The 19779-nt window shown below is 74.3% G+C and carries 19 protein-coding genes and 1 pseudogene; 5 read left to right on the forward strand and 15 right to left on the reverse strand.

The window, feature by feature from the left end; translation table 11 throughout:
* Window positions 1-492: pseudogene (locus MNZ39_RS14575) on the reverse strand (hypothetical protein); the annotation flags it as partial.
* 10 nt (window positions 493-502) lie between these two features.
* On the reverse strand, window positions 503-1228 hold the full coding sequence (locus MNZ39_RS14580; RefSeq protein ID WP_242339738.1) for a hypothetical protein: 726 nt from the start codon (window positions 1226-1228) through the stop codon (window positions 503-505).
* Between MNZ39_RS14580 and MNZ39_RS14585 the strand changes: the two genes are divergently transcribed.
* Window positions 1185-2462 carry a M48 family metallopeptidase gene (locus tag MNZ39_RS14585; RefSeq protein ID WP_242339740.1) on the forward strand — a complete coding sequence of 426 codons (1278 nt, stop codon included), beginning with the start codon at window positions 1185-1187 and terminating at the stop codon, window positions 2460-2462. The genes MNZ39_RS14580 and MNZ39_RS14585 overlap by 44 nt on opposite strands.
* A gap of 78 nt (window positions 2463-2540) precedes the next feature.
* Here the strand turns inward: MNZ39_RS14585 and MNZ39_RS14590 are convergent, their stop codons facing one another.
* The 7 genes from MNZ39_RS14590 to MNZ39_RS14620 form a co-directional block, all read right to left on the reverse strand.
* A complete protein-coding gene (locus MNZ39_RS14590; RefSeq protein ID WP_242339742.1) occupies window positions 2541-4337 on the reverse strand; it encodes an AMP-binding protein in 1797 nt (598 codons plus the stop codon).
* 110 nt (window positions 4338-4447) lie between these two features.
* Entirely contained in the window at window positions 4448-5773 is a 1326-nt protein-coding gene (locus MNZ39_RS14595; protein ID WP_242339744.1) for a class I SAM-dependent RNA methyltransferase, read from the reverse strand.
* 67 nt (window positions 5774-5840) lie between these two features.
* The gene (locus MNZ39_RS14600) at window positions 5841-6200 is read right to left on the reverse strand and encodes a TIGR02266 family protein (RefSeq protein WP_242339746.1); all 360 of its coding nucleotides are present in this window, start codon (window positions 6198-6200) and stop codon (window positions 5841-5843) included.
* 126 nt (window positions 6201-6326) lie between these two features.
* Window positions 6327-7097: an S-adenosyl-l-methionine hydroxide adenosyltransferase family protein gene (locus tag MNZ39_RS14605; RefSeq protein ID WP_242339749.1), complete on the reverse strand. Its 771-nt coding sequence runs from the start codon at window positions 7095-7097 to the stop codon at window positions 6327-6329.
* Window positions 7098-7125: 28 nt separating this feature from the next.
* Window positions 7126-7782: a 3-oxoacid CoA-transferase subunit B gene (locus MNZ39_RS14610; protein WP_242339751.1), complete on the reverse strand. Its 657-nt coding sequence runs from the start codon at window positions 7780-7782 to the stop codon at window positions 7126-7128.
* A gap of 13 nt (window positions 7783-7795) precedes the next feature.
* A complete protein-coding gene (locus MNZ39_RS14615) occupies window positions 7796-8497 on the reverse strand; it encodes a CoA transferase subunit A (RefSeq protein ID WP_242339755.1) in 702 nt (233 codons plus the stop codon).
* A 9-nt stretch (window positions 8498-8506) separates the two neighbouring features.
* On the reverse strand, window positions 8507-9688 hold the full coding sequence (locus MNZ39_RS14620) for an acetyl-CoA C-acetyltransferase (protein ID WP_242339762.1): 1182 nt from the start codon (window positions 9686-9688) through the stop codon (window positions 8507-8509).
* Between the two features lie 143 nt (window positions 9689-9831).
* On the opposite strand from MNZ39_RS14620, the gene MNZ39_RS14625 reads away from it, so the two are divergent.
* Together MNZ39_RS14625 and MNZ39_RS14630 are read left to right on the forward strand one after the other, a co-directional pair.
* Entirely contained in the window at window positions 9832-10767 is a 936-nt protein-coding gene (locus MNZ39_RS14625) for an isoaspartyl peptidase/L-asparaginase family protein (RefSeq protein WP_242339764.1), read from the forward strand.
* A gap of 320 nt (window positions 10768-11087) precedes the next feature.
* Window positions 11088-11630: a hypothetical protein gene (locus MNZ39_RS14630; protein WP_242339771.1), complete on the forward strand. Its 543-nt coding sequence runs from the start codon at window positions 11088-11090 to the stop codon at window positions 11628-11630.
* Window positions 11631-11789: 159 nt separating this feature from the next.
* Here the strand turns inward: MNZ39_RS14630 and MNZ39_RS14635 are convergent, their stop codons facing one another.
* From MNZ39_RS14635 to MNZ39_RS14650, 4 genes are all read right to left on the reverse strand, one after another.
* On the reverse strand, window positions 11790-12503 hold the full coding sequence (locus MNZ39_RS14635; RefSeq protein ID WP_242339773.1) for a head GIN domain-containing protein: 714 nt from the start codon (window positions 12501-12503) through the stop codon (window positions 11790-11792).
* A 115-nt stretch (window positions 12504-12618) separates the two neighbouring features.
* On the reverse strand, window positions 12619-13383 hold the full coding sequence (locus MNZ39_RS14640) for a slipin family protein (RefSeq protein ID WP_242339775.1): 765 nt from the start codon (window positions 13381-13383) through the stop codon (window positions 12619-12621).
* Between the two features lie 53 nt (window positions 13384-13436).
* Window positions 13437-14798, reverse strand: coding sequence for a nodulation protein NfeD (locus MNZ39_RS14645; RefSeq protein WP_242339777.1), 1362 nt, complete (start codon window positions 14796-14798; stop codon window positions 13437-13439).
* Window positions 14799-14800: 2 nt separating this feature from the next.
* Window positions 14801-15625, reverse strand: a complete 825-nt coding sequence (locus MNZ39_RS14650; RefSeq protein WP_242339779.1) for a uracil-DNA glycosylase — start codon at window positions 15623-15625, stop codon at window positions 14801-14803.
* 75 nt (window positions 15626-15700) lie between these two features.
* Here MNZ39_RS14650 and MNZ39_RS14655 point away from each other — a divergent pair, with 75 nt between their 5' ends.
* Entirely contained in the window at window positions 15701-16645 is a 945-nt protein-coding gene (locus MNZ39_RS14655; protein ID WP_242339781.1) for a zinc dependent phospholipase C family protein, read from the forward strand.
* Between the two features lie 89 nt (window positions 16646-16734).
* On the opposite strand, the gene coaBC is transcribed toward MNZ39_RS14655, so the two are convergent.
* Window positions 16735-17955, reverse strand: coding sequence for a bifunctional phosphopantothenoylcysteine decarboxylase/phosphopantothenate--cysteine ligase CoaBC (gene coaBC, locus MNZ39_RS14660; RefSeq protein ID WP_242339783.1), 1221 nt, complete (start codon window positions 17953-17955; stop codon window positions 16735-16737).
* A gap of 146 nt (window positions 17956-18101) precedes the next feature.
* Here coaBC and MNZ39_RS14665 point away from each other — a divergent pair, with 146 nt between their 5' ends.
* Window positions 18102-19067: a type II CAAX endopeptidase family protein gene (locus MNZ39_RS14665; RefSeq protein WP_242339785.1), complete on the forward strand. Its 966-nt coding sequence runs from the start codon at window positions 18102-18104 to the stop codon at window positions 19065-19067.
* A gap of 57 nt (window positions 19068-19124) precedes the next feature.
* Here MNZ39_RS14665 and MNZ39_RS14670 read toward each other — a convergent pair whose 3' ends face one another.
* Window positions 19125-19670 (reverse strand): hypothetical protein, encoded by a 546-nt coding sequence (locus tag MNZ39_RS14670; protein ID WP_242339787.1) that lies wholly within the window; start codon window positions 19668-19670, stop codon window positions 19125-19127.
* Window positions 19671-19779 lie beyond the last annotated feature (109 nt).

Raw genomic sequence — 19779 nt, forward strand, 5'->3', positions numbered from 1 at the left:
GAGCGCGCCGCCGCCCGCCGCCGCGAGGAGCCGCCGCGCCTGGAACCCGGCCGCGCCGGCGCTCGCGAACGCGCCGAAGTCGACCTGCAGCGCCGCCCCGCGCAGGAGGCGCGCGAGCAGCGCCGGGTCGCCGCCCAGCGCGGCGCGCGCGAGCGGGCTCATGCCGCGGAGGAGCTCCTCCATGGTCCGCGCGACGAGCTCGAGGTCGTCCCCCTCGAGCAGCCCCTGCGCGTCGAGCTCGCCCACGACGCCGCGCTCGAGCCCCCCGAGCGCGCCCCCGAGCGCCGAGAAGTAGAGATCGAAGAGCCCGTCGAAGACCGGCACGTCGCGGGAGCGCTTCACGAGGGTCGCGCGGAGCGCCGCGCGGAAGCTCCCGCGCTCCGAGGCACCCACGAGCGCCGCGGCCTCGACTGCGTCGGCGACCTCGGCGGGCGAGACCCGCACCCCGTTCGTGCGGAGCAGCCCCGCGAACTCGGCGACGCGCGCGTACACGCGGCCGATCCTAACCGGAGCCGGCCGGCTCGTCGCCGGATCCCGCGGGGGCTCTCGGCAGGCGCGGCAGCCGGGGCGGGCGCGCCCCGCGGCGCACGGCGCCGTCCACCGGCGCGTAGGCGAGCTCCTCGCCCGCGCGCACGGCCCGCAGCATGAGCCCGCCGCGGCTCATGTCGCCCCGGCCGACGAAGTCCTGCGGGAACAGCAGGCGGCGGCCGAGGATGGCGAGCAGCGGCTCGACGTACTTGGGGCTCGCGATGCTGCCGAGCAGCACCACCTCGCCCTCGGGCCCGAGCCGCTCGCCGAGGAGCCGCGCGTCGCGCTCGAGCGGGGCGCGGAAGCGCGCGTCCCCGGCGTCCACCGGCACCGCGGCGAAGGCGCGCAGCTCCGCCGCCCGGATCGTGGCGTCCACCGGCACGAGGCCCGCCCCCGGGGCGATCACGAGCGCGCCCGGGACGTCCCGCGGCGGACGTCCGAACGCACGCGCATAGGCGAGCTTGCCCCGGAAGTAGAGGCCGCTCGCGAAGGCGAAGACCTCCCCCAGGGGCGCGCCGTCGCCCTGGACCGCGTGCGCGAGGGCGAAGCGGGCGCGCGGGGAGAGGACGAGCGCCATGCGCTCGCCCCCGCTGTTCGCGGGGGAGAGGAGGAACACGCGGTGCGCCGCCCGCGCGGCCGCGGTATCACCACCCTCGATGACCTCGTGGGTCCTGCCCGTCTTCCTCGTCCTCTTCGCCATCCAGTACGCGGTCGAGACCGGTCTCCTCCTGCTCAACCTGCGCCACGTCGCCCGCGCGCGCGGGGTGCCGGGGCCTCTCTCCGGCCGCGTCGACGAGGCGACGGCCGAGCGGAGCCGCGCCTACACGCTCGCGAACGGTCGCTTCGCGCTCGCGCACGGGGCGTTCTCCACCGCGCTCACGCTCGCGATCCTGCTCTCCGGCGTGCTCCCCACGCTCGACGCGGGGCTCGCGGCGGCGGGGCTCGAGGGCGCGCACCGGTTCGCCGCCTTCCTGGTCGCGCTGAGCCTCGCGTTCTCCGCGGCCGCGCTCCCGTTCGCGCTCTTCCACACCTTCGTGCTCGAGGCGCGCTTCGGCTTCAACCGCACGACCCTGCGCCTCTGGCTCGTGGACCGCCTGAAGGCGCTCGCCCTCCAGGCGGCGCTCGGCGTCCCCCTCCTCTACGCGACCTACGGGTTCATGCGCTTCACCGGCGCGCTCTGGTGGGTCTGGCTCTTCGCCTTCTACGTGGCGATCCAGCTCGTCCTGCTGTGGCTGTACCCGTCGATCATCGCCCCCATCTTCAACCGCTTCCAGCCCTTGCCGGACGGGCCGCTGCGCGCGCGCGTCGAGGCGCTCGCGCGCGAGGCCGGGTTCGCCCACCGCGGGCTGTACGTGATGGACGCGTCGCGGCGCTCGGGCCACTCGAACGCCTACTTCACCGGGATCTTCCGTCCCCGCATCGTGCTGTTCGACACGCTCGTCGAGAAGATGAGCGTGGACGAGGCGGCGAGCGTGCTCGCCCACGAGATCGGCCACTACCGCGCGCACCACGTGCAGCGCCGGCTCGCGCTCTCCGCGGCAGGCACCCTCCTCCTGCTGTTCGCGCTCTCGCGCCTCGTGCCCTGGCCGCCGCTCTACGCCGCGTTCGGCTTCGAGGGCCCGAGCCTGCACGCCGCCCTGGCGCTCGTGTCGCTCGGGGGCGGCGCGTTCGTGTTCTGGCTCTCGCCCCTCGCGGCGCGGCTCTCGCGCCGGCACGAGTACGAGGCCGACCGGTACGCGGTGCGCCTCGCCGGCGCGCCGGAGGCGCTCGAGACCGCGCTCGTGCGCCTCAACGGCGAGAACCTCTCGAACCTCCACCCGCACCCCTGGTACAGCGCGTGGCACTACAGCCACCCGGTGCTCGTGGAGCGGCTCGCGGCGATAGAGCGGGCCGCCGCCGCCGAGCGGCAGGCGGCGGCGCCCGCGGCGGGGTGACTCGCGAGGACGCCTGGCCTGAACGGACGGATCGGGGCTCGCGACGCCGGAGGTGCCGCGCGAATCAGCCCCCGTCGCTCACGCGCTGCCCGTTGGAGCCGCGTAGAGGTCCGTCACCGTCGAGCCGAGGAACGCGACGAGCGCGTCCCGCTTCAGCTTGAGCGTGGGCGTGATGAGCGCCGGGTGATCCTGCGGCGAGCCGGGGATCACCACGAGCCGCTTCGGCTTCTCGTAGTCGCTGAACGCGCCGAGCGCGGCGCGGGCGCGCGGGAGCAGCTCCTGGGCCGCGTCCTTCCCTGCCGCCGCGATCCGCGCGAGCTCCTCCGCCGCGACGAACACCGCCGCGGCCACGAACGGCCGCCCCTCCCCGAGCAGCATCGCCCCCTGGAACGGCGCGGCCGACGCGATGGCCAGCTCGATGGGCTCGGGCGTCACCTTCTTGCCGGTCGAGAGCACCATCAGGTCCTTCTTGCGCCCCTCGATGCGGAGCAGCCCCTCCGCGTCGAGCTGGCCGATGTCGCCGGTGCGGAAGAAGCCGTCCTCGGTGTACGCGCCCTGCTCGTCCTCGCGCTCGAGGTAGCCGGTGAGGAGGAGCGGGCCCCGGAGGAGCAGCTCGCCCTCGGGCGAGAAGCGGAGCTCGTGGTCGGGCGTGACGACGCCGGCGCTCCCCGCGCGGCGCCCGCCGGAGAACAGGTTCGAGGAGATGAGCCCGGCCGTCTCGCTCATGCCGTACAGCTCGACGAACGGCATCCCGAGCGCCTCGAAGAAGCGGAACAGGGCGGGCGCCGCGGGGGCACCCCCGGAGAAGAGGCCGCGCACCCGGCCGCCGAGCTTCGCGCGCACCGCCCTCCCCACGAGCCGGTCGGCGAGCCGGGTGAGCGCGCGATCGCGCGCCGAGCGCCCGCCGTCGACGCGGACCCGCGCCGCGGCGGCGAGCGACGCGTTCGCGAGCGCGCGCAGCGGACCGGGGAGCGCCGCGAGCTTCGCCTCGACGGCCCCGCGGATCCGCTCGTAGACGAGCGGCACGGAGAACAGATAGGTCGGGCCGAGCGCCAGCCCGCGCTCGAGGTCCTCGCGGCGCGAGAGCATGACGAGGCCGTGCGTCTCCGCCAGCGCGAGGGCGAACTGATCGTGCCCGGCGACGTGCGCGAACGGGAGGAAGTGGAGCCCGACGTCCTCCCGCGTGCGGCCGACGGCGACGTGACCGCCCTCGATGGCGTGCACGATGGCGCGCTGCGCGAGGCGGACGCCCTTCGGCCGCCCGGTCGTACCGCTCGTGAAGAGGAGGAGGAACGGGTCCTCCTCGCCCGCGGCGCGGGCGAGCGCCTCGAGCGCGTCGAGGTCGAGGCCCTCGCCCGCGAACACCTCCGCCACCGTCGCCGTGCGGACGCCCGCCGGCACGGAGGCCGGCGCGAGCGGCTCGGCCGAGACGATGGCCGCGAGCCCCGCGGCCGCGAGCTCGGCGGCGATGGGGGCGAGCTTGGCCCAGAGCGCCGCCGAGCCGACGAACGCGATGCGCGGCCGCACGCGGCGCGCGATCCCCTGCACCGGCTCGGGCGCGAGGCTCGCGAACAGCGTCGCGGGCTCGGCGCGGAGGGCCTGGGCCCCGAGGGCGAGCATCTGCCACTCGGGCGAGTTCTCTGCGAGGAGGAGGACGCGCGTGCCCGGGCCCACCCCCGCGTCGCGGAGGAACGCGGCGGCGCGGCCCGCGCCGGCGGCGAAGTCGCCGAAGGTGAGGACGCGCGGGGGTTCGTCGGGCCTCGTGGGATCGAGGTACCGGATGAAGACCTTCCCGGGGACGCGACGGGCGGCGGCGACCATGAGCCGCGGCAGCGTCCGCTCCGGGAACCGCTCGATCGAAAGTCTCCGGTCCATGCTCTCGCTCTCTCCCAGGGCGTGCGGGTGGGGAGCGTGGCCTGAGACTGTCATGCGCGTGTCACCGCGGACGCGCAAGCGCCCCCCGCGACAGGGTCCCCGCAGCAGGGTCAGCGGGCCGCGGTGAGGAGCGCCACCGCCTCGACGTGGTGCGTCTGCGGGAACATGTCCACCGGCTGCACCGCCGCCACCCGGAAGCCCGCCTCGACGCAGGCGCGCAGATCGCGCGCGAACGTGGCGGGATCGCAGGAGACGTAGACGGCGCGCGGGACCCCGAGCTCCCGGAGCGCGGGCCCGATCCCCTTCGCCCCCTCCCGCGGGGGATCGAGGAGCACCGCCCCGAACCGTCGCGCCGAGGGGCCGGTCTCGCGCGCGAACGCGAGCGCGAGCTTCAGCGCGTCCCCTGCGAAGAACCGGACGTTCCCGGCGCCGGCCAGGTCGGCGCGGGCGAGCTCGAGCGCCGGCCCCTGGACCTCCACCGCCGCGACGGCCCGGGCGCGCGCGGCGAGCGGACCGGTGAAGTTCCCCGCCCCGCAGTGCAGCTCGAGGACGTCGAGGCCGTCGGGCGCGAGCAGGTCGAGCGCGGCCCGGACGAGCAGCGCGTTCGCGCCGCGGTTCGCCTGCTGGAAGACGTCGGGCCGGGAGCGCTGCAGCCCGGCGCCGGCCTCGCCCGGGACCCGGGCGTGGCGCAGCACGGGCTCGCCCACGAGGGCCGGCGGAGCACCCTCGGCCTGCAGCACCACGCCGGCGAGCCCCGGCACCGCCTGGAGGAGCGCCTCGACGCGCGAGCGCACCGCGGGCGAGAGCGCGGGGAGGAGGAGCCACGCCGCTCCGCGCCCCTCGAAGGCGGACCACTCGAGGGCGACCTCGCGCGCGGGGAGGCCCGCCCGGACGAGCGCCGGCCCGACGGCCTCGCGCAGCGCATCGAGGCGCTCGTCGAGCAGGTGACACTCGCGGAGCCGCACCGGCGCGTGCGAGCGCCGCCGGAAGTACACGAGCCGGCCGCTCGCGCGGTCGAGGTGGAACTTCGCGCGCGCGCGGTAGCGGAGCGGCGACGGGGAGCCCAGGATCGGGCGCGCCTCGTAGGCGCCGGGCGAGAGCCGCGCGATGCGCCGCAGCGCCTCCGCGACGGTCCGCGCCTTCGTGGCGAGCTGGGCGGCGTAGGAGACGTGGAGCCACTCGCAGCCGCCGCACTCTCGATCGGGATCTTCCGAGAGGCCCCCTGGCCCAAAGTGCACGCAGGGCACGGGGACGCGGACGGCGCCGGGGGCCTCGAGCGAGACGAGCGTCCCGTGCGACGTCCCCTCGCCCGCGGGGACGTCGGCGACGACGCGATCGCCAGGGGCGGTCCACGGCACGAACACCGTCCGCGCGCCGGAGCGCCCCACCCCCTCGCCGCCGGAGGCGAGGTCGTCGATCGTGAGCTCGGTTCGCACGGCCAGGAGAGTTAGCGCGGACGGCGCCCGGTGTCACCGCGGCGCTCGCGCGGGCAGAGGCGCGGCTTCACGCCTCCTCGAGCTGGTGGCGCAGCCGGTTCACGAAGGCCTCGAGGTCGCTCCGCTTGGAGTCGTCGAGGTCGGTGAACTCGACCCCCATGCCGGGCACGAGGTTCACGCGGTTGTCGAACTCGGTGACCCGCGCGACGCGACCCGTGAGCTGGTAGGGGAACGACGCGCCGGGGAGCTGGATGAGGATCTTCACGCCCGTGCCGACCGGCAGCGGGCTGCGGGTGTTGATGAAGAGCCCGCCCTGGCTGATGTTCGTGGCCCAGTCCGTGAGGAAGCTGCCGACGCTGCGGTACGCCACCGGGATCTCGTGGTGGAGGCGCGCGGTCTTGCGCTTGTTCCCCGGCGGGCGTTGCATGTCGAAACTGTAGCAGCAGCGATCGGGGCGGCCAAGGACGCTGCGTGCGCCTCACCGGCACCCCGCCAGAGCTCGTGAAGGAATCGGGGCCTTCGCGAGGTGCAGCAGGCCCATTCGTTCACGCGCTCACGCGAGGACGAGCTCCACCCCGACCCCGCGCGCGCCGAGCCGCGCCGCGGCGCTCCCCTCGCGCACCGCGAGCTCCACGCGGCCCCCGCTCCCCACGTAGGCGACGAGCTCGCCGGGGGCGCCGTCACCGAAGGTGCGCACGAAGCGCACGCGCTCCCCCCCGACGCGCACCTCCGCGACCGCGGCGCCGGCGAGGTCCGCCTCGCGCACCGAGGTGACGAGGTTCCCGAACGGATCGGCGGCGAGCGTCACGCCGGCGAGGGCGCCGCCGCGGCGCTCCGCCCCGGGCCAGGCGAGCCGCTCCGGATCGGAGAGCGAGGGGCCGAGCCGCTCCGGCGCGCCACCCGCGGCGAGGAACGCCGCGGCGGGGGCGAAGAGGTCTCGGCCGTGGAAGGTCGCGCTGCGCGGCGCCGGCACCGCGACGCCCGGGGTGATCTCGAACGCACGCGCGCCCGCGCCGAGGAAGGGCGTGAGGAGCCCGTTGTCGGGGCCGACGAGCAGGCGCCCCGCGGGATCGACGACGCACAGCGCGCGCCGCGCCGTCCCCACGCCCGGATCGACCACGGCGAGGTGGATCGCCGCCGGCGGGAACCAGGGCACGCACGCCTCGAGGAGGAGCGCGCCGGCCAGGACGTCGAACGCGGGCACCTCGTGCGACACGTCCACGAGCCGCGCGTCCGGATGCGCGGCGAGCAGCACCGCCTTGAGCTGCGCCGGGTAGCCGGAGCCGGCGCCGAAGTCCGTGAGGAGCGTGAAGAGCGGGCCCAAGATTCCCCGTCGAAGGGTGAGCGCCGCCTCAGACCTTCATCGTCCTCACGTCCGGCGCGACGATGAGCTTCGGCTCGGTGAGCCGCTGGACCGAGTCCACGGTCTCGCCCGGCGCGAGCTCGCGGAGCACGAGCCCGTCCTGGGTGACGTCGAGCCAGGCGCGGTCGGAGCAGATGGCGGAGACGCAGCGGCGGCCGGTGAGGGGCAGCGCGCACTGCCGCAGGACCTTGGGGCGCCCGTCCTTGGTCGCGTGATCCATCATCACGACCACGCGCCGCGCGCCGGCGACGAGGTCCATCCCGCCGCCCATCCCCTTCACCATCTTGCCGGGCACGAGCCAGTTGGCGAGGTCGCCGTGCTCGGACACCTCGAGCGCGCCGAGGATGGCGAGGTCCACGTGGCCGCCGCGGATCATCGCGAACGACTCGGCCGAGGAGAAGAACGAGGCGCCGGGGAGGACGGTCACCGTCTCCTTGCCCGCGTTGATGAGGTCGGGATCCTCCTCGCCCTCGTACGGATACGGGCCGACGCCGAGGATGCCGTTCTCCGACTGGAGCACGACCTCCACGCCGGGCGGCACGTAGTTCGACACCAGCGTCGGCATCCCGATGCCGAGGTTCACGTAGAAGCCGTCGCGGAGCTCCTGGGCGACGCGGCCGGCGATCTGCTCGCGGGTGAGCGGCATGTCTCGGTCCTCCTCAGGAAGGCCGCGGACGGACCGTCCGCCGCTCGATCCACTTCTCGTACCGCTCGCCCTTCACGACGCGCTTCACGTAGACGCTCGGCGTGTGGACCGCGTCGGGGTCGAGCTCGCCCGGCTGGAGGACGTGCTCCACCTCCGCGATCGTGATCTTCGCGGCGCTTGCCATCATCGGGCCGAACTGGCGCGTCGTCTTCCGGTAGAGGAGGTTGCCCCAGGTGTCGGCCTTCCACGCGTACACGAGCGCGAAGTCGGCCTTGAGCGGACGCTCGAGGAGGTACTCGCGCCCGTCGATGACCCGCGTCTCCTTGCCCTCGGCGACCTGCGTCCCGACGCCCGTCGCGGTGTAGAAGCCGCCGATGCCGGCGCCGCCGGCGCGGATGCGCTCGGCGAGCGTGCCCTGCGGCACGAGCTCCACCTCGAGCTCGCCCGAGAGGAACTGCCGCTCGAACTCCTTGTTCTCGCCGACGTACGACGAGACCATCTTCCGGATCTGGCGCGCCTTCAGGAGGATGCCGAGGCCCTGGTCCGTCGTGCCGCAGTTGTTCGAGATGACGGTGAGGTCCTTCACGCCCTTGCGGTGCAGCGCGGCGATGAGGTTCTCCGGGTTGCCGCACAGGCCGAAGCCGCCGACCATGAGGGTCGCGCCGTCCCGGATGTCCGCCACCGCCGCGTCGGCCGACTCGACGAGCTTGTTCATGGGAGCTCCTCAGCGCTCGACCACGAGCGCGACCGCCTCGCCGCCGCCGATGCAGAGCGACGCGAGCCCGCGGTGCTTGCCGAGGTCCTTCATCGCGTGGAGCAGCGTCACGAGGATGCGCGCCCCCGAGGCGCCGATGGGGTGACCGAGCGCCACCGCGCCGCCGCGCACGTTGACGTTCTTCGCGTCCAGGTCGAGGAGCCGGTTGTTCGCGATCGACACCACCGCGAACGCCTCGTTGATCTCCCAGAGGTCGACGTCCCTCGTCGCGAGCTTCGCCTTCTCGAGCGTGAGCTTCACCGCGTCCGCGGGGGCGATGGTGAACTCGACCGGTGCCCGGGCGGCCCCGCCCCAGGCGCGCAGCCGGCCGAGGACGGTGCGGCCCTCGCGCGCCGCGCGCTCGGCGCTCATGAGCACCACCGCGGCGCCGCCGTCGTTGATGGACGACGAGTTCGCTGCGGTGACGCTGCCGTCCTTCTTGAAGACCGGCCGGAGGCCCGGGATCTTGTCGGGCTTCGCGTTCTTGGGCCCGTCGTCGTCCCAGACGAGCGTCTTCTCGCCACGCTTCGCCTCGACCTCCACCGGGACGATCTCGGCCTTGAAGGCGCCGCTCCGCCACGCCTCGATCGCGCGGCGGGTGGACTCGAGCGCGTACTCGTCCTGGGCGGCCCGCGAGATGCCCTGCGTGGTCGCGCAGGCCTCGGCGCACATGCCCATGTGCTGCTGGTTGTACACGTCCCACAGGCCGTCGTGGACGAGCCCGTCCACGAGCTCGACGTTGCCCATGCGCGCGCCGGTGCGCGCGGCGCGGTCGTAGTACGGGACGTTCGACATCGACTCCATCCCGCCCGCCACCACCACCTCGGCGTCGCCGAGGGCGATCGCCTGCGCGCCCGAGATGACCGCCTTGAGCCCGGAGCCGCAGACCTTGTTGAGCGTCCAGCAGGGCGTCTTCTCCGGGAGGCCCGCGAAGAGCGCCGCCTGCCGCGCGGGCGCCTGACCCACGCCCGCCTGCAGCACGTTCCCCATCACGACCTCGTCCACCGCCGAGGGCTCGACGCCCGCGCGCTCGAGCGCCGCCCGGATGGCGGTCGCGCCCAGCCGCGGGGCGGTGACGCTCGCGAGCGAGCCGAGGAACGAGCCGATGGGCGTACGCGCCGCCCCCACGATGACCACTTCGCGTCCGGGCATTGATGACCTCTCGTCGTCGGGAGCTCCGGAGGGACCTCCGGGCGCCCGGGAACATAGGATGCGCCGATCCGGCGCGCCAACCGAAGCTTTACCGCGCCGGCCTTGCCCGCGCGCGGCGCCCTCTCTAACCTGCCGACCCCGACATGCCCCCTGCCGCCTCGCCCGCCATCATCGTCCACGGCGGAGCCGGAAGCCTCGGTTCCGATGACCCAGCCTCATCCGGGGGCGCCGACGCCCCGCGCCTGGAGGGCGTCCGCCGGGCCTGCGAGGCGGGCCAGGCGGTGCTCCGCGCCGGCGGGAGCGCGCTCGACGCGGTGGAGACCGCGGTGCGGGTGCTCGAGGACGACCCCACCTACAACGCGGGCACCGGCGCCACCCTCACCGCCGCGGGCGACGTGGAGCTCGACGCCTCGATCATGGACGGCGAGACGCTCCGCTGCGGCGCGGTCGCGGTGGTGAAGGACGTGCGGAACCCGGTGACCCTAGCGCGCGCGGTGATGGAGCGGTCGCAGCACGTGCTGCTCGCCGGGCCGGGCGCGTCCGCGTTCGCGCGCGAGGCGGGGATCCCGCCGTACGAGAACGCGCTGCTCGTGACGGCCCGCCAGCGCGCGCGATGGGAGGAGGCGCGCGCCGCTGCGGCCGGGACCGGGCCCGCGGGGACCTTGCCCGGGAAGAAGTTCGGGACGGTCGGCGCGGTCGCGCGCGACGCGCGGGGACACCTCGCCGCCGCGACCTCGACGGGCGGCATGCAGCTGAAGCTCCCGGGCCGCGTCGGCGACACGCCGCTCATCGGCTGCGGCACCTACGCCGACGACGCGCTCGCCGCCGTCTCGTGTACCGGCCATGGCGAGCGGATCATCCAGCTCACGCTCGCGCGCTTCGTCGCGGATCGCGTCGGTCGCGGCGCGACGCCCATGGACGCGGCGCGCGAGGCCATCGCCGCGCTCGGCCGTCGCGTGCGAGGAGAGGGCGGCGTGATCGTCGTCGGACCGCGCGGAGAGGTCGGCTTCGCGCACAACACCCCGGTGATGAGCCGGGCCTGGACGACTCCGGACGGAGACGTGGTCGCGGAGCTCTGATCATGAGCGCCGCCGTCCTCCATCTCGACCCAGCCAGCCGGTCGGCTCCGCGCGCGGTGCGCGCCTCATCTCCTTCGCCCGCCTGCCCGGGCCCTCATCACGTTCCTCGATGGGAAGACGCTCAGGAGCCCGGCGAGCGCGACGCCGCAGGGGAAGTCCCACGGTCTCGCGTCATGGCCCGGGGTCACGCCTTGGATGAACTCCACCTGACCGTCGAATTCGCCGCGCGTCGCCGTCGGCGGGGGATGCGCCGGGCCTCCGCGACGCACAGCCTCGGGCCGACGGGCCATGGAGACCCGGCGAACGGAGGAGGTCGGGGGATGAACTGGAGTCAGCGAGTGAGGACGGGCGTGTTCGGCTGTGCGATGGGCGCGATGCTGACGCTACCGACCCTGGCGGCGGCCCACCTGCCACCCTCGTGCCCCGAGACGTGGAACCCGGCGGCGCAGCCCGAGAAGTTCGATGGGGTTCCGGGCGGGTGGTCGACCGCTCCGGGCACGAAGAACGAGGCCACGCCGCAGAATCCGGACGGCTTCTTCCTCCTGCAGTCGGCGGATGGGCACGGCCTCAAGCTCTACAACGGGTGCCCTGGCATCGGCGGCGTCGAGGACGGGAACGGCGACGGCGAGCAGATCGACGCGCTCGTCGTCCCGGACGGCACCGCCATCAAGTACACCGAGGCGAACGGCAAGGCGCCGGGCTGGAAGCTGATGGCCGGCAGCAAATCGGGTAACCCCCACTCCGACTACGTCTACGTTCACGTGTGGGGCCAGGGAGATCTCTGGATCTGCGACGAGAAGGACGCGACCGCGTGCACCTGCTGCTACGTGCCGCCGCCGCCCTTCACGCCGCCGGCGGACTGATGGCGCTGATCGCTCGAGTCGACCCGGCCCACCGCTCGCCCTTCGACAGGCTCGGAGGCGAGCAGTCTTTGCTCCGCTCCTGCTGAGCGCTTCAAGCACGAGCGGGTCCCGGCATCGAGAGGCCGTCCCGTCGCGGGGCGGCCTCTCGCATTCCAGCCACTAGCCTCCGCGCGAGATGCTGCCGCTCCCCGCGGACTTCGCCTCCTCCACTCGCCCCTCGCCGTGCCACGTCACGTCACCCGAGCCGCTCGTGCGCGCGCGGAGGGCTCCGCCACCGAGCGTCAGCTCCACGGCGCCCGACCCGGACGTACGGACGTCGGCGTCGTGCGCGGTGAGCTCTCGCGCGCGGATGTCGCCCGACCCCATCGTGCGCCCGACGAGGGTCTCCGCCTTGCCCGCGAGGGTGATCTCGCCCGAGCCCCTCGTCGTGACCTCGAGCCGCGCCGCCTCGCCCCGCCAGCGGATCTCGCCCGAGCCGGTCGTGTCGAGCGCGAGGTCTCCCTTGCCGCCGTCGACGACCGCCTCGCCCGAGCCGCGGGTCTCGAGCGCCCGGAGCTCCGGGACGGTCACGATGACGCGCGCCTCGCGGGACGGCCGGACGTCGTCATCGGTGTCCACCACGAGCGTGCTGCCCTCGACGCGCGCGCGGACGTGAGGCTGGAGGTTGGAGTCGACCACGACCGACACCGCGCGTGGCGGACCGACCTTCACGACCGCGTCGACGGCGCCGCGCAGCGAGATGCGATCGAAGGCGCCGGTCTCGCGCTGCTCGGTGGTGACGTTCCCGTCGCCGTCCAGGCGTCCGCGAGCGAGGGCGGGCGTGGCGGCGGAGAGGGTGGCGACGGCGGCGACGGCCGCGAGGGCGAGGCGCATGGAGGCTCCCGATCGGACGAAAAGCGGCCGAGGGATGCCCGGCCCGTGCGCCGGACACCCCCCGCCGGTCCTCTCTCCCCAGAGGGACGGATCGCTCTACGCGCGCGCCGCGGACTTATTTCGCGGCCGGGAGCTTCCCCAGGTCGAGGAACGGCTTCACGAGGTCGATGGGGAGGGGGAACACCACGGTGGAGTTCTTCTCCGCGGCGATCTCGACGAGGGTCTGGAGGTAGCGGAGCTGCAGCGCGCCGGGGGAGCGGGCGATGACGTCGGCGGCCTGGCCGAGCTTCTCGGCGGCCTGGTACTCGCCCTCGGCCGCGATGACCTTCGAGCGCCGCTCTCGCTCCGCCTCGGCCTGCTTCGCCATCGCGCGCCGCATCTCGTCCGGGAGGTCCACCTGCTTCACCTCGACCGCGGTGACCTTCACGCCCCACGGCTCGGTGTGACGATCGATGATCTCCTGGAGCTGGCGGTTGATCTTGTCGCGCTGGCTGAGGAGGTCGTCGAGCTCCACCTGGCCGAGCACGGAGCGGAGCGTCGTCTGGGCGAACTGGCTCGTCGCGAACAGGAAGTCCGTCACCTGGAGGAAGGCGCGGTCCGCCTGGAGCACGCGGAAGTAGATGACCGCGTTCACCTTCACGGAGACGTTGTCCCGCGTGATGACGTCCTGCGGCGGCACCTGCTCCGCGGTGATGCGCATGTCGATGATGATCATCCGGTCGATGAACGGGATGATCCACTTGAGCCCCGCGGTGCGGATGCCGGCGAACCGGCCGAGCCGCAGGATCACGCCCTGCTCGTACTCGTTGATGATCCGGATGCCGGAGAGGAACCAGAGCAGGACGACGGCGATGGGGATGGCGATTCCGATGAGCGGCACGTCTGGACCTCCAGGACCGTTCGTGGAGCGGCTTGCTTCGCAGCGTGGCCCTACTATCCCGCGGCGGCCGCCTCCGCGACCACCTTCACGGTGAGACCGTCGACCGCGACGACGCGGACGCGCGCCCCCTTCGGGATCGGGAGCGCGCTGCGCGCCTGCCAGTACTCACCGTGGACGAAGACCTCGCCCGCGGCCGGGCCGACGTCCGAGAGCGCCTCGCCCGCGCTGCCGAGGAGGCCGGGCGCCCCGAGCTGCAGCGGGCGCCGCCGCGTCGCGGCGATCTTCCAGGCCATGAAGCCGAGCGCGAGCGCGACCGCGATGGGCGTGGGCCAGACGATCCAGGGGGAGATCCGGAGCGCGCCCGGCGCGAAGCGGTAGTCGGGCGAGGCCTGATCCACGAAGAAGAGCAGGCCGAGCACGAGGCACGCCGTCCCTCCGAGGCCCGCGAGGCCGTGGGTCGTGACGTAGGCCTCCACGACGAGGAGCGCCGCCCCCACGAGCAGGAGGATCACCGCGCCCGCGTTCACCGGGATGACCCGCATCCCCATGAAGCCGAGGAAGAGCGCGAACGCGCCGACGACGCCCGGCACGAAGGAGCCGGGGTGGTACAGCTCGAGCGCGATCCCGAGGGTGCCGACGAGCATGAGGATCGCGAGGACGTTCGGGTCGGCGAGGAAGGACAGGAGCTTCTGGCGGAGCGTCTTCTCGTAGGGCTCGAGCGCGGCGCCGCGGGTCCGCAGCGTGCTCTCTCCGGCGGAGGTCTTCACCTTGCGCCCGTCCGCGGCGTCGAGCGCGGAGCGGAGGTCCGGCGCGGTGAAGTCCACGACGCGCTGCTTCACCGCGTCGGCCGAGGTGATGGCGACGCTCTCGCGGACCGCGCGCTCCGCCCAGTCGGCGTTCCGGCCGCGGGCGGCCGCGACGCTGCGCGCGAAGGCGGCGGTGTCGTTCTCCACCTTCTTCGCCATGTCCTTGCCGGCCTCCTCCGCGACGTCGCGGCCGGAGCCGGTCACCGGATGGGCGGCGCCGATGTTGGAGGTCGGGTGCATCGCCGCGACGTCCGCGGCGAGCGTGAGGAACACGCCCGCCGAGCCCGCCCGCGCGCCGGCGGGGCCGACCCACACGACGATCGGGGTGGGCGAGGCGAGCATCGCCTGCACGATCTCGCGGGTGGCGTCGAGCGCGCCGCCCGGCGTGTCGAGGGTGACGGCGAGCGCCGCGTAGCCGCCCTCGCGCGCCTTCGCGAGCCCCGCCTCGACGTACTCCGCGGTCCCGCCGGTGATCGGACCGCGGATCTCCAGCGTGAGCACCCGCTGCGCGCCGGCAGCGGGCGGCGCGACGGGGGCGGCGAGCGCGAGCGCCGCCGCGATCGCGGCCGTGGCCGCGACGGTGAGGCGCGCTCTCGAGAGAAGGCGCATGGCTACCTCCGCGGCGTGGGCCGCCCGAGCTCCTTCATGACGAGCTGCAGGTCCTCCCACGCCTTCTTCTTCTCCTCCGGGCTGCGGAGGAGATAGGCCGGGTGGAACGTCGGCATGAGCTTCACGCCGCCGTAGGTCGACCAGCGACCGCGGAGCCTGCTGATGGGCGTCGGGTCGCGGAGCAGGGTCTGCGCCGCGAACTTGCCGAGCGCGACGATCACCTTCGGTGAGATGGCGTCGATCTGCCGGCGCAGGAACGGCTCGCACGCCGCGATCTCGTCCGGCTCGGGGTTGCGGTTCCCGGGGGGGCGGCACTTCACCACGTTCGCGATGTAGACGTCCTCGCGCCGGAAGCCCATCGCCTCGATCATCCGGGTGAGGAGCTGCCCCGCCTTGCCGACGAAGGGCTCTCCTTGCGCGTCCTCGTCGGCCCCCGGCCCCTCGCCGACGAACATCAGCTCCGCCTGCGGGTTGCCCACGCCGAACACGAGGTGCGTCCGGCCTCCGGCGAGCTTGCAGCGCGTGCACTCGCCGAGGTCCTGCCGCAGCGCGAGCAGCGCGGGGCTGCCGCACCCCTTGCCGGCGAGGGAGTACTCGCCCTCGGAGGGCGCCGGCGAGCTCCCCACGCCGGGAGGAGGTGGCGCGGCCGGGGCGGTCGGGGCGGCTCGAATCGCTCCCTGCGGCGGCGGCTCCCTCGAGGTGGACGGCGGCAACACCGGTTCGGGGATCTCGGCGACGCCCGCGGAGCGCAGCCACGTGAGGTGGCGAAGCGCCTCCTCGGCGACTCGCGCGAGCTCCTCGCTCCCCTGCCCGACGTGCTTGCTCACGGCCGCTCGACCCCACGAGAAATACGGATCCGCGCGTTGCGACGCGACTGATCCGGAACCTAGAATCCCGACCAGATGACCACGAAGCGCCTGCTCGCCACCCTGCCACTTGCCGTCGTCGCGCTGCTCGTCCTGTTCCTACCGTCCGAGGCCCACGCGTGGGGCCCGCTCGCGCACCTCAGCTTCTCGGCGCAGGCGCTCGCCAGCCTCGGCGCGGTGCAGCCCTCGATGCGCGGCCTGCTCCAGGACTTCGGCCACGACTTCCTGTACGGGTCGCTCGCGGCGGACATCGTGGTCGGCAAGAACATGGCCAGGTACCTGTACCACTGTCACAACTGGCGCGTGGGCTTCAACGTCTTCAAGCAAGCGAAGCCCGGCGCGGAGCAGGCGTTCGCGCTCGGCTTCCTCGCCCACCTCTCCGCCGACACGGTCGCCCACAACTACTACGTCCCGTTCAAGACGGTCGCCTCGTTCCACAAGACGAACACGCGCCACGCCTACTGGGAGCTGCGCTACGACCAGCGCATGGACCGGACGCTGTCGCGGCTCGCCCGGCAGGTCTCGACCCGCGCGCTGCGCGAGCACGACGCCTTCCTGGACCGGACGCTCGCGGGCGCGTCGGTGCTCCCCTTCGGCGTCTCGAAGCAGCTCTTCCGCTCGCTCCTGGCGAGCGCGCGCATGACCCGGTTCCACCACGTGTCGCGCTCGCTGCTCGCGCCCGAGCGGAACCTGGTGCTCGAGCCGGACCTCGTCACCGAGACGAACGGCCTCGCGCTCGAGGCGATCCTCGGCCTGCTCACCGAGGGCGAGCGCTGCCAGGCCGCCCGCGCGGACGCCACCGGGGCGCGCAACATCCGGCTCGCGAGCGACCTCCGCAAGCAGCTCAAGCAGCGCACCGCGCGGCGGTACGTCCTCGCCCGCGACGCCCACGAGATCGCGGCGGAGACCCGCGAGAGCTTCCGCGGCGCGATCGAGGGCAAGCTCGTCCTGCCGTCCTCGCTCGCGAAGCTGGTCGCCTGAAGACGGACCGCGATCCGGCCCCGCTCATCCCCGTGGCTGGCGAGCGCCTTCCGGAACGGCGCCGTGAAGCGCCGTTCCTCGACGGCCTGCTAGCTCGCCTTCGGCCGCCGCCCGTCGAGCACCGGGAGGATCCAGTCGAGGATCGCCTCGGCGACCTGCTCCTTCGTCCCCTCGATCTCGGCGAGCTCGCCCGACGAGACGAGGGCGACCCGGTTCGTGTCCGAGCCGAAGCCGGCGCCGGGCGCGCCCACCTTGTTCGCGACCACGAGATCGCAGCGCTTGGCCTTCAGCTTCTCGCGCGCGTGGACGATGACGTCCTCCGTCTCGGCGGCGAACCCGACCAGCACCGGCGCGTCCGGACGGTCCGCGAGCCGCGCGCCGAGCCCGGCGAGGATGTCCGGCGTGCGCGCGAGGACGAGCGTCTCCTCCCCCGGGGACTTCTTCCGCTTCTGCGGCGCGACCTCGCGCGGCCGGTAGTCGGACACCGCTGCCGCGCCCACGAAGAGATCCATGCCCCCGGCCGCCGCGTCCACCGCGCGCGCCATCTCCTCCGCGGTCTCGACGCGCACGACCCGGACGCCGGCGGGGTCGGCGAGCGCGGTGGGCCCGGAGACGAGCGTCACCTCCGCGCCGCGGCGCGCCGCCGTCGCCGCCACCGCGTAGCCCATCTTCCCGGTCGAGGGGTTCGAGATGAAGCGCACCGGGTCGATGGGCTCCCGCGTCGGCCCCGCGGTGACGACCACGCGGCGCCCGGCGAGGTCCTGCCGGCCGAGGAGCCGCGCCGCCGCGAGCGCGATCTGCGCCGGGTCGGCGAGGCGCCCCTCCCCCACGTCCCCGTCCGCGAGCTCCCCCGCCTCCGGGCCGACGACGTGCATCCCGCGCGCGCGGAGCGCCGCGAGGTTCTCCTGGACCGCCGCGTTCGCCCACATCCGCGTGTTCATCGCCGGCGCCACGAGCACGGGGCACCGCATCGCGAGGAGCGTGGTCGTCACGCCGTCGTCGCCCATGCCCGCACGGATCCGCGCGATGAGATCGGCCGTGGCCGGCGCGACGATGGCGAGGTCCGCCGAGCGGGCGAGGCCGAGGTGCCCGTAGGCGAGGTCGGCCGCGGGATCGAGCAGGTCGACGAGGACGGGCGCGCCGGAGATCGCCTGGAAGGTGAGCGGCCCGACGAAGCGCGTCGCGGCCGGCGTCATGGCGACGCGCAGCGTGCCGCCGCCCTTCACGACGAGGCGCCCGACCTCGCAGGCCTTGTACGCGGCGATGCCGCCGCCGACGCACAGGACGACCGTGCGGTTGCGGAAGTTCATGCGGGCCATCTTACAGCGTTGCCCGTTCGGACCGCGCCCGTCGTGAGGCGCGAGGGTGGCGTCGCGCTCCGGGCAAGCGAAAGGCCCGGACGGGCGGCGCTCGAAGCGCTTTGCGGCGGGCCCACCCGATGCCATCCTGCGCGGGCGTGGATCCCAGCCCCGCCCCATCCGAACCGACGGCCGCGCCCCGGCCGGCGAGGAAGAGCGCGCTCGCGTTCTTCGGGGTGCTGCTCGTGCTGTTCCTGCCGGGGCTCCTCGCGCAGGCGCTCCACGTCTTCGCCGGCCTCGTCTGGTCGGAGCTGTTCGTCTTCCTCCTGCCCGCGCTCGTGCTCACGCTGGGCTCCAACCTGCGCGCCGTCCCGTACCTCCGGCTCGGGCGCGTGCGCCCCGCCGCGGTGGTGCTGGGCGCGCTCTGCGGCGTCGCCGGGACCCTCCTCGCCATGGCCGTCATGGCGGCCGCGCAGCAGGTCATGCCGCGCTCCTGGATCGAGACCTTCGACGTCGCGAAGCTCTTCGATCGCCCGCTCGCCGAGCGCGTCTTCCTCGCGGTCGTCGCGACGTTCGTCGCCCCGCCGTGCGAGGAGATCGCCTTTCGCGGGTACCTGCAGACGACGCTGCTCGCGCGGCGTGCGCCGGCCGTCGCGATCGCCGGCTCGAGCCTGCTCTTCGCGGTCATCCACCTCGACCCGGTCCGCTTCCCGGCCCTGCTCGTGCTCGGCGCCGTGTTCGGGTGGCTCGCGTGGCGCTCGGGCTCGCTGTGGCCCGCCGTCGCCGCCCACGCCGCGAACAACGGCCTCGTCTCGCTGTTCGCCATCGCCGCGCCGCGCGCGGCGCCCGAGGTGGAGAACCCGCCCCTCCTGGCGCTGCTCGGCGCGCTCGTCCTCGGCGCGGCGGCGCTCGCGCCGCTCCTCGCGGCGTTCCGCTCCGTCGCGGCGGGGCCGCTCTCCCCGGAGACCGCGCTCGTCCTGCGCGATCCGGCCGATCCCTCGACCCGCTTCCGGCCGGGGCGGGTGCCCGCGTGGCTCCGGCTCACGCTGCTCCTCGGCCTTCAGATCCTGCTCGCGCTCGTCCTCGCCGTCCGGATGGGCCTCTTGCCCGGCGCGCGGCGCTGAGCCGCCCTCGGGGCGCGAAGCACGAGCGGGGGAGATCGAGGCGAGCGGCCGCGTCCGTCAGATCGACCCGCGCGGCGCCGGCCCCATCCCCTCGTCCTTGGGCGGCTTGCCGCACTCGGCCATCGTGTCCTCGACGAGCTGCGCGAGCCGCCCTCGCTTCTGCGTGTCGAGGAGCGCGTCGAGCTCGTCGCGCCGCGCCTCGGGGTCGGCCCGCAGGAGGGAGCGGTACGCCCTGAGCACGCTCTCGATGCCCGCGGTCTGGACCGCCACCCAGTCGTCCTTGGCGCGCGGGTGCTCGATGAGGTAGGTCGCCATCCCGAAGATGGACTGGAGGTACAGAGCCCGCCCGTGAGGGCCGGAGTCCTCCACGAGGACGTCCAGCGGACCCGAGCAGCTCCGCACCTGGACGTCGGGGATCGCGACGATCCAGTCGAGGAGCCAGCGGCGGGAGTCGTTCGCGTCGCGCGCGAGCGGGTCCTTCTCGAGCTTGCGCGTGGTCTGCACCGCGCGCCGGCGCTCCTCGGCCGTCGAGGGTCCGCGCGCGCCCGCGAGGGCGGGGACGAGGAGCGCGAGCGCGGTGGCGACGAGCAGCGGGCGGATCACGTGGACCTCCGGAGCAGGTGGGCCGGATCCGAGCATGGGTCGCGCCACACGTCGAGCGCGACCGCACCGTCTCCTCCTTGGGGCGGAACCTCGGTAGGCCCCTCGACAA

Origin of the sequence: Anaeromyxobacter sp. SG66 (assembly GCF_022690805.1) — a bacterium.
GTDB classification, from domain to species: domain Bacteria; phylum Myxococcota; class Myxococcia; order Myxococcales; family Anaeromyxobacteraceae; genus Anaeromyxobacter; species Anaeromyxobacter soli.